Source organism: Streptomyces sp. NPDC096048 (assembly GCF_044763415.1).
In the GTDB taxonomy this organism is placed as follows: domain Bacteria; phylum Actinomycetota; class Actinomycetes; order Streptomycetales; family Streptomycetaceae; genus Streptomyces.
Genome location: NZ_JBIWGG010000005.1, coordinates 21019 through 33955, shown reverse-complemented (window position 1 = coordinate 33955; position 12937 = coordinate 21019). Strand labels below are relative to the sequence as shown.

The following is a 12937-nucleotide window of genomic DNA, read 5'->3' as shown; positions in this document are numbered from 1 at the left end:
CATCATGACCACGCCCAGCGAAAAAGTAGTCGAAGCTCTCCGGGCCTCGCTCAAGGAGACCGAGCGCCTCAGGCGGCAGAACCGCGAACTCGCCGCCGCGGCCTCGGAACCCATCGCCGTCGTCGCGATGAGCTGCCGCTACCCCGGGGGAGTCGACTCGCCCGAGGACCTGTGGGACCTCGTCTCCTCCGGCACCGACGCCGTCTCCGGCTTCCCCACCGACCGCGGCTGGGACCTGGACGCCCTGCGGGACGCGGGGGCCGACGCCCGCGGCCACTCCGTGAGCCAGCAGGGCGGCTTCCTCGACTCGGTCGCCGACTTCGACGCCGGCTTCTTCGGCGTCTCCCCGCGCGAGGCCGTCTCCATGGACCCGCAGCAGCGGCTCCTGCTGGAGACCTCCTGGGAGGCGATCGAACGGGCCGGCATCGACCCCAGGCGGCTGCGCTCCAGCCCCACCGGCGTCTTCGTCGGCACCAACGGCCAGGACTACGCCTACCTGCTGATCCGTTCCCTCAGCGACGCCACCGGCGACATCGGCACCGGCATCGCCGCCAGCGCCACCTCGGGACGGCTGTCGTACACCCTGGGCCTGGAAGGGCCCGCGGTCACCGTCGACACCGCCTGCTCCTCCTCGCTCGTCGCCCTGCACGCCGCCACCCACGCGCTGCGCGCGGGCGAGTGCACCCTGGCCCTGGCCGGCGGCGTCAACGTCATGTCCGCCCCCGGCTCGCTCATGGAGTTCAGCCGCCAGGGCGGTCTGGCCGGCGACGGCCGCTGCAAGGCCTTCTCCGACGAGGCCGACGGCACCGGCTGGTCCGAGGGCGTGGGCATGCTCCTGCTGGAGAAGCTGTCCGACGCCCGCCGCAACGGCCACCCGGTCCTCGCCGTGATCCGCGGCTCCGCCGTCAACCAGGACGGCGCCTCCAACGGCTTCACCGCCCCCAACGGGCCCGCGCAGCAACGCGTCATCCGCCAGGCCCTGGACAGCGCCGCCCTGACCCCCGCCGACGTGGACGCCGTCGAGGCGCACGGCACCGGCACCCCGCTCGGCGACCCCATCGAGGCCCAGGCCCTGCTCGCCACCTACGGCCAGGACCGCGACCCCGAGCGACCCCTGCTGCTCGGCTCCGTCAAGTCGAACATCGGCCACTCCCAGGCCGCCGCCGGAGTCGCCGGCGTCATCAAGATGGTCATGGCCATGCGTCACGGGGTCCTGCCGAAAACCCTGCACGCCGACCACCCCTCGCGGCACGTCGACTGGACCTCCGGCTCCGTGCGCCTGCTCACCGACCGCACCGACTGGCCCGAGACCGACAGGCCCCGCCGCGCCGGCGTCTCCTCCTTCGGCATCAGCGGCACCAACGCCCACGTCGTCCTGGAGGAGGCCGAACCGGCCGCCGAACCGGAGCCGTCCGCCGCGTCCGGGCCCGAGCCCGCGCTCGTCCCGGCCGTCGTGCCCTGGCCGGTCTCCGCACGCACCGAGGCCGCCCTCGACGACCAGATCGCCCGCCTCACCGCCCTGACCGACGCCACCCCCCTCGACATCGGCCACTCCCTGGCCACCGGGCGCTCCACCTTCGAGCACCGTGCCGTCCTGCTCACCGGCGTCGACGGCACCACCACCGAGGCGGCCCGGGGCCACGCCACCGAACGCACCCTCGCCGTGCTGTTCTCCGGCCAGGGCTCCCAGCGCGCCGGCATGGGACGCGAACTGCACGCCCGCTTCCCGGTGTTCGCGGCCGCCCTCGACGAGGCATGCGCCCTGCTCGACCCGCACCTGGACCGGCCGCTGCGCGACGTCATGTTCGCCGGGCGCCGCACCCCCGAGGCGGCCCTCCTCGACAGCACGGGCTACACCCAGCCCGCCCTGTTCGCCTTCGAGGTCGCCCTCTACCGCCTGGTGGAGTCGTGGGGTGTCGCACCGGAGTTCGTGGCGGGGCATTCCGTGGGTGAGATCGCGGCCGCGCATGTGGCGGGGGTGTTCTCGCTGGAGGACGCGTGCGCGCTGGTGGCGGCCCGGGCCCGGCTGATGCGGGAGCTGCCGGCGGGCGGTGCGATGGTGGCCGTGCAGGCGACCGAGGCCGAGGTGGCGCCGCGGCTGGCGGAGGGGGTTGCCCTGGGTGCGGTCAACGGACCGGAGTCCGTCGTCCTGTCCGGTGCGGAGCGGGAAGTCCTGTCCCTGGCCGCCGCGTTCGCCGCCGAGGGCCGCAAGACCCAGCGGCTGTCGGTCAGTCACGCCTTCCACTCGCCGCTGATCGAGCCGATGCTCGCGGAGTTCCGCCGCGTCGCCGAGAGCCTCACCTACCACGAGCCGCTCCTCCCGGTCGTCTCCAACGTCACCGGCACCCTCGCCGACGAGCACCGGCTCAGCACCCCCGAGTACTGGGTCGACCACGTCCGCTCCACCGTCCGCTTCGCCGACGGAGTACGCGCTCTCGCCGACGCCGGAGCAGACGCCTTCGTCGAACTGGGACCCGACGGCGTCCTCACCGCCCTCGCCCAGCAGAACCTCGACCTCGGCACCGACACCGGCAGCGACGCGGTGGCCGTGGCGGCGCTGCGCAAGGACCGGGCCGAGGAGCGCTGCCTGCTCACCGCGCTGGCGCGGCTGCACACGGCCGGCGTCGGCGTCGACTGGGCCGTCTGCTTCGACGGCACCGGTGCCCGACGTACCGACCTGCCCACCTACGCCTGGCAGCACGAGCGGTACTGGCCGGTGCTCATGGCCGCCGCCGGCGACGTCAGCGCCGCGGGCCTGGTCTCCGCCGAACACCCGCTGCTCGGCGCCGCCGTCGCCCTGGCCGGAACGGACGGCGTCCTGTTCACCGGACGCCTCTCCGCCCAGACCCACCCCTGGCTGATGGACCACACCGTCGGCGGCATGGCGGCCTTCCCCGCCACCGGCTTCCTGGAACTCGCCGTCCGCGCCGGCGACCAGGTCGGCTGCGACCGCGTCGACGAACTCACCCTCGCCAAGCCCCTCGTCCTCACCGAGAACTCGGCCGCCGTCGTCCAGGTCTGGGTCGGCGCACCCGACGAGAACGGGGCCCGCCCGGTCACCGTCTACTCCCAGACCGTCGACGACCCCGAACAGCGCTGGACCGAACACGCCTCCGGCCTCCTCAGCCAGGGCGAGCGCACCGCCGGCTTCGACGCCGGAGTGTGGCCGCCCCGCGGCGCCGTCGCCGCCGACCTGGAAGGCTTCTACGAGCGCACCGAGTACGGACCGGTGTTCCAGGGCCTGCGGGCCGTGTGGACCCGCGCCGACGAGGCCTTCGTCGAAGTCGCGCTGCCCGCGCAGGTCGACGACGCCGAGTACTACGGCATGCACCCGGCGCTGCTCGACGCCGCCGTCCAGTCCGTCGGCTTCGCCGGCCTCGGCGACGGCAAGAAGCTCGTACCGTTCTCCTGGTCCGGAGTCTCCCTGCACGCGGGCGGCGCCTCCGTCGTCCGGGTCCGCGTCGCCCGCACCGGCGAGGACACGGTGTCCATCGCCGCCGTCGACGTCGAGGGCGCCCCGGTACTCTCCGCCGAGTCGCTGAGCCTGCGCGCCCCCTCGGCGCTGCACGCCCCGGCCCTGCACCGCAGTGAACAGGACGGACTGCTCCGCCTGGAGTGGCTGCCCATCCCCGAAGACACCGCCACCACCGCCGTACACCCGGTCACGCTCGGCGCCGACGCCTCGTGGCCCGGCCCGGTGACCGCCCTCGCCGGGACCGCCGCTCTCACCCCGGCCCCCGACCTGGTGCTCGTCCCGCTGGACACCCCCGACGGCGACACCCCCGCGGCGGCCCACGCCCTCACCGCCCACGCCCTCGAACTCGTCCGGCAGTGGCTGGAGCTGGACGCCTCCGGCACCGGACGCCTGGTGTTCGTCACCCGCGGCGCCGTCGCCGCCGGGAGCGACGACACGGTACGGGACCTGGCCGCGGCCGCCGCCCACGGCCTGGTCCGCGGCGCCGAGGCGGAGAACCCCGGCCGCTTCGCCCTGCTGGACCTGGACGCCGGAACCGGCGCCCCCTCCGACGGTGTCTTGGCGCGGCTCCCCGCCCTGCTGGCGGACGGCGACACCCAGTTCGCCGTACGGGACGACACCGTCCTGGTGCCCCGCCTCGCCCGGCTGACCAGCGGCGCGGGCCTGCTGCCCGTTCCTGGAGTGCCCTGGCGCCTGGACAGCACCACTCCCGGCCGCATCGACGGCCTGGCCCTCGTCCCGGCGCCCGAGGTGCTGGAGGCGCCGGCGGGCAGGCAGGTCCGCCTGGAGGTGCGGGCCGCGGGTCTGAACTTCCGTGACGTGCTGAACGCGCTCGGCATGTACCCCGGCGAGGCCGGACTCCTCGGCGCCGAGGCGACCGGTGTCGTGACCGCCGTGGGTCCCGAGGTGACCGGTCTCGCGGTCGGCGACCGGGTGACGGGCATGGTGCCCGGCGGCCTCGCCGACACCGTCCACGTCGACGAGCGCTACCTCACCATCGTCCCGGCCGGCTGGAACGACGAGACCGCCGCCTCGGTGCCGCTGGTGTTCCTCACCGCGCTGTACGCCTTCCGTGATCTGGCCGGTCTGTCGGCGGGGGAGCGGGTGCTGATCCATGCGGGTGCCGGTGGTGTGGGGATGGCGGCGGTGCAGTTGGCGCGTCATCTGGGTGCCGAGGTGTTCGCGACGGCCAGTGAGGGCAAGTGGGAGGTTCTGCGGGGGCTGGGTCTGGACGAGGATCACATCGCGTCTTCGCGGGATGTGGGTTTCGAGGGGAAGTTCCGTGCGGTCACCGGTGGCCGTGGGATGGATGTGGTGCTGAACGCGCTGGCGGGTGAGTTCGTGGACGCCTCGCTGCGGATCACGGCGCCCGGTGGCCGGTTCCTGGAGATGGGCAAGACCGATGTCCGTGATCCGGAGTCGGTGGGCGGTGGTGTGCGTTACCGCGCCTTCGACCTCGGCGAAGCCGGACCCGAACGCAACAAGGGCCTCCTCGGCGAACTGCTGGACCTGTTCGCCGAAGGCGCGCTCCGGCCGCTGCCGGTGCGCACCTGGGACGTGCGCAGGGCGCGCGAGGCGTTCCGGTTCATGAGCCAGGCCAAGCACGTGGGCAAGATCGTGCTCACCATGCCGCCCCGCTGGAACCCCGAGGGCACCGTCCTCATCACCGGCGGCACAGGCGCCCTCGGCGGACACCTCGCCCGCCGCCTCGCCACCGCCGGCATGCGCCACCTGCTGCTCACCAGTCGCCGCGGCACGGACGCCCCCGGCGCCGCCGACCTCGCGGCGGAACTGCGCGAACTGGGCGCCGAGGTGACCGTCGTCGCCTGCGACACCACCGACCGCGACGCCACCGCCGCCCTCATCGGCTCCGTGCCGGCACAGCACCCGCTCACCGCGGTCGTCCACACCGCGGGCGTCCTCGACGACGGCGTGATCGCCTCGCTCACCCCCGAACGCCTCGCGGCCGTCCTGCGACCGAAGGTGGACGCGGCCTGGCACCTGCACGAGCTGACCCGCGACCTCGACCTCGCCGCGTTCCTGCCCTTCTCGTCCATCGCGGGCGTCATGGGCAGCCCCGGCCAGGGCAACTACGCCGCGGCCAACTCGTTCCTGGACGCGCTCACCCGCCACCGCCGTGAACTCGGCCTGGCCGGCACCTCGCTCGCCTGGGGACCGTGGGCCCACGACGGCGGCATGACCAGCACCCTGTCCGACACCGACATGCGCCGCATGCAGTCCGGCGGGCTGCCCCCGCTCGCCGTCGAACAGGGCCTGAACCTGTTCGACATCGCCCGCGGCTCGGACGAGACCTTCCTCGTCCTGGTGGGCCTCGCCCCCGGCGCCATGCGCGGTGCCGCCCCCGAGGACCTGCCGCCCCTGTTCCGCTCCATGGTCCGCAGCAACCGCCGCACCGCTGCCGCCACCGACGCGGCCGGCGCCGCGGCGGCACTGGGCGCCGAACTCGCCGGACTCGACGCCGCCGACCGAATCCGCCGCGTCACCGACCTGATCCGCGAACAGGCCGCCAGGGTCCTCGGGCACGCCTCGCCGAAGGCCGTCGACGTCACCCGGGAGTTCCGCGAACTCGGCCTGGACTCGCTGACCGCGCTGGAACTGCGCAACCACCTGTCCACCGCGACCGGTCTGCGCCTCCCGGCCACCCTGGTCTTCGACTACCCGACCCCCACGGCCCTCGCCGAACACTTCGTCTCCGAACTGACCGGCGACGACACCCCGCAGGGGCCGCCCCTGCTCGCCGAACTCGACCGGCTCGACGCGCTCCTCGCGGCGGACGACCCGGACGAGATCACCCGCGCGGGCCTGGCTCTGCGCCTGGGCCGGATGCTGGACAAGGTGCGCGGCGCCGCATCGGATCCCACCGGCCCGGGCGTCGCCGACGACTTCGAGTCGGCCAGCGCCGACGAGGTCCTCGCGTTCATCGACACCGAGCTCGGCCGCCTGGGCGACCGCTGAGACGAGCTTGATCCACCACAGGAAGGTTTCCCGCCGTCATGCCCGATGACAAGAAGCTCGTCGACTACCTCAAGTGGGTCACGGCCGATCTGCACAAGACCCGGCGCCGCCTGGAGGAGACCGAGGCGGAACGCCGCGAACCCATCGCCGTCGTCGGCATGGCCTGCCGCCTGCCCGGTGGCGTGAGCTCCCCCGAGGACTACTGGCGGCTCCTCGACGAGGGCCGTGACGGCATCACGCCCTTCCCCGACGACCGCGGCTGGGACCTCGACACCCTGAACGGCGAAGGCGCCGGCAGCAGTGCCGCCGGCGAGGGCGGATTCGTCGACGCGGCCGCCTTCGACGCCGGGTTCTTCGGGATCTCGCCCCGTGAGGCCGTCGCCATGGACCCCCAGCAGCGCATCCTCCTGGAGACCTCCTGGGAGGCCGTCGAGCGGGCCGGCATCGACCCGGTCTCGCTGCGCGGCAGCCGTACCGGCGTCTTCGTCGGCACCGCCGGCGTCGACTACGTCGGCGTCGTCATGAACTCCCGCGAGGACGCCGAGGGACACGCCACCACCGGCCTCACCGCCAGTGTCGTCTCCGGCCGCCTGTCCTACGCCTTCGACCTCGCCGGACCCGCCGTCACCGTCGACACCGCCTGCTCGGCCTCCCTGGTCGCCATCCACCTGGCCGCCCAGGCCCTGCGCAACGGCGAGTGCGGCCTCGCCCTCGCCGGCGGCGTCACCGTGATGTCCACCCCCATGGGCTTCTCCGGCTTCACCCGCCAGGGCGGCATCTCCACCAGCGGCCGGTGCAAGGCCTTCGCGGACGCCGCCGACGGCACCGGCTGGTCCGAGGGCGCCGGCGTGCTCGTCCTGGAGCGCCTGTCCGACGCCCGCCGCAACGGCCACCAGGTCCTCGCCGTGATCCGGGGCTCGGCCGTCAACCAGGACGGTGCCTCCAACGGCCTCACCGCGCCCAACGGCCCGTCCCAGCAGCGCGTCATCCGCCAGGCCCTCGCCGGGGCCGGGCTCTCCGCCGCCGACGTGGACGCGGTCGAGGCGCACGGCACCGGTACCCCGCTCGGCGACCCCATCGAGGCGCAGGCCCTGCTCGCCACCTACGGCCAGGACCGGCCCATGGACCGCCCCCTGCTGCTGGGCTCCGTGAAGTCGAACATCGGCCACTCCCAGGCCGCCGCCGGTGTCGCCGGCGTCATCAAGACCGTCCTCGCCATCCGGCACGGTGTCCTGCCCAAGACCCTGCACATCGACCGGCCGTCGACACACGTCGACTGGGAAGCCGGCAACGTACGCCTGCTCACCGAGCCCACCCCGTGGCCGGAGACCGGGCGGCCACGGCGCGCGGGCGTCTCCTCCTTCGGCATCAGCGGCACCAACGCCCACCTCGTCATCGAGCAGGCCCCCGACGCCGAGGAGCCCACCGACGACGGGGCCGAGGAGCCGGGAGCCACGCCCGCCGCCGTTCCCACCGTCGTCCCCTGGGCGGTGTCGGCCAAGACCCGGGACTCCCTGGACGCCCAGATCGCCCGGCTCGCCGCCGTCACCACCGCCACCGCCCTGGACATCGGCCACTCCCTGGCCACCGGCCGCTCCGCCTTCGAGCACCGCGCGGTCCTGCTGGCCCCCGTCGATGGTGTGGGGGAGCCGGTGGAGGTGGCGCGGGGGCGGGCCGTCGAGCGTTCGCTGGCGGTGCTGTTCTCCGGTCAGGGGTCGCAGCGGGTGGGGATGGGGCGTGAGTTGTACGCCCGTTTCCCGGTGTTCGCGGCGGCGCTCGACGAGGTTCTCGTCCTGCTGGACCCGCAGTGCGGTCGGCCGTTGCGTGAGGTGTTGTTCGCGGAGGAGGGCAGTGAGGAGGCGGCCCTTCTGGACTCCACTGGTTATACGCAGCCCGCGTTGTTCGCGGTCGAGGTGGCGTTGTTCCGGCTGGTGGAGTCGTGGGGTGTCACACCGGGGTTCGTGGCGGGTCATTCCGTCGGTGAGATCGTGGCCGCGTATGTGGCGGGGGTGTTCTCGCTGGGGGATGCGTGTGCGCTGGTGGCGGCCCGGGCCCGGCTGATGCAGGAGTTGCCCGCGGGTGGTGCGATGGTGGCCGTGCGGGCGGCTGAGGCGGAGATCGCCGACCGTGTCACCGGCGGTCTGTCTGTGGCGGCGGTGAACGGCCCGGATTCTGTGGTCATCGCAGGTCCGGAGGCGGAAGTTGTCGCGTTGGCGGATGTGTTCGCGGGTGAGGGGCGCAAGACGCAGCGGCTGTCGGTCAGTCACGCCTTCCACTCGGCGTTGATGGAGCCGATGCTGGACGCCTTCCGTCAGGTGGCGCAGGGGCTGACGTATGCCGAACCCCGTATCCCGGTCGTTTCCAATGTCACGGGTGCGGTCGCGGAGCCGGGGCAGCTGACCAGTCCCGCCTACTGGGTGGAGCACGTCCGTGCGACTGTCCGGTTCGCCGACGGCGTGCGCGCGCTCGCCGATGCCGGTGCCGACGCCTTCCTGGAGATCGGCCCCGGCGGCGTCCTGACCGCCCTCACCCGGCAGACCCTCGACAGCCGCGACGGTGCCACGGACACCGTCGCGGTGCCCGCCCTGCGGTCCAAGCGCGGGGAGCAGCACGCCCTGCTGACCGGCCTCGCCGAGCTGCACGTCGCCGGTGTACGCGTCGACTGGGCCTCCTGGTTCCACGGCACCGGAGCCCGCCGCGCCGACCTGCCCACCTACGCCTGGCAGCACCGCCGCTACTGGCCGCGTCCCCTCGCCCACGCCGCCGACATCCCCGGCGCCGGCCTCACCCCGGCGGGACACCCCTTCCTCGGCGCCGCGGTCGCCCTCGCCGGCGCCGAGGACGTCCTCCTCACCGGACGCCTCGGTCTGCGCACCCACCCCTGGCTGGCCGACCACACCATGGGCGGCGTGGTCCTCTTCCCCGCCACCGGCTTCCTGGAACTGGCCGTCCGCGCGGGCGACCAGGTCGGCTGCGGACGCGTGCAGGAACTCACCCTCACCACCCCCCTCGGCCTGGACCCCCAGGGCGCCGTCGACGTCCAGGTCCGCGTCGGCCCCCCCGACGCCTCCGGCGGACGTCCGCTCGGCATCCACTGCCGGCCCGCCGACGCCGACGGCGACGCACCCTGGACCCAGCACGCCACCGGCGTACTGAGCCCCGGCGAACACGTCGTCCCCTTCGAAACCCCCGCCTGGCCGCCCGCCGGTGCCGACCCCGTCGACCTGACCGGGTTCTACGAGCGCACCGAGTACGGCCCCCTCTTCCAGGGCCTGCGCGGCGCCTGGACGCGCGGCGAGGAGGTCTTCGCCGAACTGGAACTGCCCGACCGCACCGACGACGCCGCCCTGTTCGGCCTCCACCCGGCGCTGCTCACCGCCGCCCTGCACGCGGTGGAGTACGTCGACCTCAAGGACGCCGACCAGGGGTTGCTGCCGTTCTCCTGGTCAGGCGTCACCCTGCACGCCTCCGGCGCCACCCGGCTGCGGGTCCGCGTCGCCAAGGCCGGTGAGGACACCGTGTCCATCGCAGCCGCCGACGCCTCGGGACGGCCCGTCCTCTCCGTCGAGTCGCTGGCCCTGCGGACCTCGTCCGCCGCCCGCCTCCTGGGACCCGGTGCCGCGGACCGCGCCTCCCTGCTCGGCCTGGAGTGGGCCCCCGCCGAACCGGCGCCCGTGCCTGTCGCCACCGGCCCTCGCGTCGCCCTCGGTACCGACCCCTTCGCCACCGGCACCACCCTCACCGCGCTCTCGCAGGTCACCGAGGACGACACCCTCGTCCTCGTGCCCCTGATCGGCGGTGACGACGCCGAGGCGGCCGGCTCCGGCGACGATCCGGTCGCCGTCACCCACGAGGCGACCCGGGCCGCCCTCGCGCTCCTCCAGGAGTGGCTCGGCACCCCGCGGCCCCCGGGAGCCCGCCTCGTCCTCGTCACCTGCGGCGCCATAGCCGCCCTGCCGGGCGACCCGGCCGCCGATCCCGCGGGCGCCGCCGTGTGGGGCCTCATCCGCACCGCCCAGGCCGAACACCCAGGTGCCTTCACCCTCGTCGACCTCGAACCCGGCGCCCGGCTTCCCCTGGACGACGTCCTCGCCGTGGGCGAACCGCAGACCGCCGTCCGTGACGGGCGAGTGCTCGTCGCGCGGCTCACCCCACTGGCCCCGCCCGCCCTCCAGGACGGCCCCGGTCTCCCCGACGCCTTCGGCGGTGCCCGCGGCGGCACCGTCCTCGTCACCGGCGGCACCGGCGCCCTCGGCGCGGCCACCGCCCGTCACCTGGTCACCCGCCACGGCGTCACCCGGCTCCTGCTGGCCGGCCGCCGGGGTCCGGACGCCCCGGGCGCCGACGGGCTCCGTACCGAACTGGAGGCGCTGGGCGCGCACGTCACCCTCGCCGCCTGCGACGTCGCGGACCGCGACGCCCTGGCCTCGCTGCTCGCGGACATCCCCGCCGAACACCCGCTCACCGGCGTCGTGCACGCCGCCGGTGTCCTGGACGAGACCGTGCTCACCGCGCTGACGCCCGAACGCCTCGCGGCCGTCCTGCGGCCCAAGGCGGACGCCGCCTGGCACCTGCACGACCTCACCCGGGACCTCGGCCTCGACGCCTTCGTCCTCTACTCCTCCCTCTCCGGCGTCACCGCCCGCCCCGGGCAGGCCGACTACGTCGCCGCCAACTGCTTCCTCGACGCCCTCGCCCGGCACCGCGCCGCACAGGGCCTGCCCGCCCTGTCCGTCGCGTGGGGAGCCTGGGACCTCGACGACGGCACGGCCGGAGACCCCCTCGCCGACAGCGACCGGCAGCGCGTCCGCTCCGGCGGCGTCGACACCCTGTCCCGCGACCGTGCCCTCGCGCTCCTCGACACCGCCCTGCGCCTCGACGCACCGCTGGTGGTGGCCGCCGCCCTGCCGACGCCCCCGGGTACCGTCCACCCCGACGACGTACCACCGCTCATGCGCGGCCTGGTCCGAGCCCCGCGCGACATCGCCTCGGCCACGGCCCCGCACCCGGCCCGTGCCGCCGAACCGGCCTCCTTCCGGGAGCACTTCGCCTCCCTGGGCGCCGCCGAGCAGGACACCGCCCTCCTCGACCTGGTCGTCGCGTGCGCCGCGGAACTCCTCGGACACACCGACACCGCCGACGTCGACCCCGACCGCGACTTCCTCGAACTCGGCTTCGACTCCCTGATCGGCATCGAGCTGCGCCGCAGACTCAGCGAGGCCACCGGGCTCCAGCTCCCCGCGAGCATCGTCTACGACAGCGGCTCCCCGAGCGGTCTCACCGCCTGGCTGCGTACCGAACTCGGCGCCCAGGGCGGCGCCGTCCCGCAGACCGGGGCCGCCGGAGGCCCCGCCGAGAACGACTCGATGGAACGCCTCTTCCTCGACGGCCTCGCCCAGGGCAAACTTCGCGAGGCCCAGCGGATGCTCGCCACCGTGGCCGCGCTCCGCCCCTCCTTCGAGGTCACCGCCGAACTCGAGGACCTGCCCTGGCCGGTGACGCTCGCCGAGGGGCCCGCCCCGTCCCGGCTCGTCTGCGTCAGCGCCCCCACCGCCAACGGCGGCGTCCACCAGTACGCCACCCTGTCCGGCCACTTCCGCGGCCAGCGGGACGTCACCGCCCTGCCCCTCATCGGCTTCAACACCGGCGAGGCCCTGCCCGCCCACCCGCAAGCGGCCGCCCGGATCATCGCGGAGAGCACGCTCCAGGCCGCCGACGGCAAGCCCTTCGTCCTCGTCGGCCACTCCTCCGGCGGCTCCCTCGCCTACGCCGCGGCCGGCGTACTGGAGAGCACCTGGGGCATCCGCCCCACCGCCGTCGTCCTCCTCGACACCCTCAGCATCCGGCACGACAGCGACGAGGGCGTCGACTTCAACGGCATGATGAAGTTCAACTTCACCGCCGTGGACGACTCCCCGGTGCGCCTCACCAACTCCCGGCTGTCCGCCATGGGCCGCTGGATGGTGCTGCTCAACGCCCTGGACGTGCACCCCACCACCGCGCCCGTCCTGGAGATCAAGTGCACCCGGGCGCTCATCGAGGGCGTTCCCGCTCCCGACCCCGAGCGCCTGCACGAGCCGGTCGTCCGGGACGCCACCGTGCGCCCCCTGGACGCCGACCACCTCTCCCTGATCCGCGAGGACTCCGGCCCCGCGGCCGCACTCATGGAGGAGTGGCTCACCGCCCTGGAGTGCACGGCCACCTCCGACGCCGCCGCCCGGCAGGACACGGCCGTCGCCGGCTGACCGCACTCCGTTCGGAAGGCCCCGGCCCCGTGCCCGACCACGGACCGGGGCCTTCCGGCTCGGTCGGCCCCCCCGGCGCACTTTAGGGAAACCCGCAGTCCGGGACGGCCAGACTGGCCCTCGGACCGGGTCGGCCTGTCGCCCCGGACCGGATCTGCCGGACGGGCGCCGCGCCCGCCGGAACATCCAGCAGTGTCGGGGCGTGGAATCCGGGAATCGCCGCTCTCCGCTTTTCGCGAGT

2 protein-coding genes are annotated in these 12937 nt (G+C 74.4%); both read left to right on the top strand.

What is annotated here, in order from left to right; genetic code table 11:
• Positions 1-4: 4 nt before the first annotated feature.
• Positions 5-6451, top strand: coding sequence for an SDR family NAD(P)-dependent oxidoreductase (locus tag ACIQ6R_RS14485; protein ID WP_404221390.1), 6447 nt, complete (start codon positions 5-7; stop codon positions 6449-6451).
• A 38-nt stretch (positions 6452-6489) separates the two neighbouring features.
• The gene (locus ACIQ6R_RS14480; RefSeq protein WP_404221388.1) at positions 6490-12696 is read left to right on the top strand and encodes a type I polyketide synthase; all 6207 of its coding nucleotides are present in this window, start codon (positions 6490-6492) and stop codon (positions 12694-12696) included.
• Positions 12697-12937: the final 241 nt, after the last annotated feature.

Bases quoted from the DNA above. Each gene is read 5' to 3' on its own strand.
- ACIQ6R_RS14485 (WP_404221390.1), top strand. From the start codon at position 5: ATGACCACGCCCAGCGAAAAAGTAGTCGAAGCTCTCCGGGCCTCGCTC.
- ACIQ6R_RS14480 (WP_404221388.1), top strand. From the start codon at position 6,490: ATGCCCGATGACAAGAAGCTCGTCGACTACCTCAAGTGGGTCACGGCC.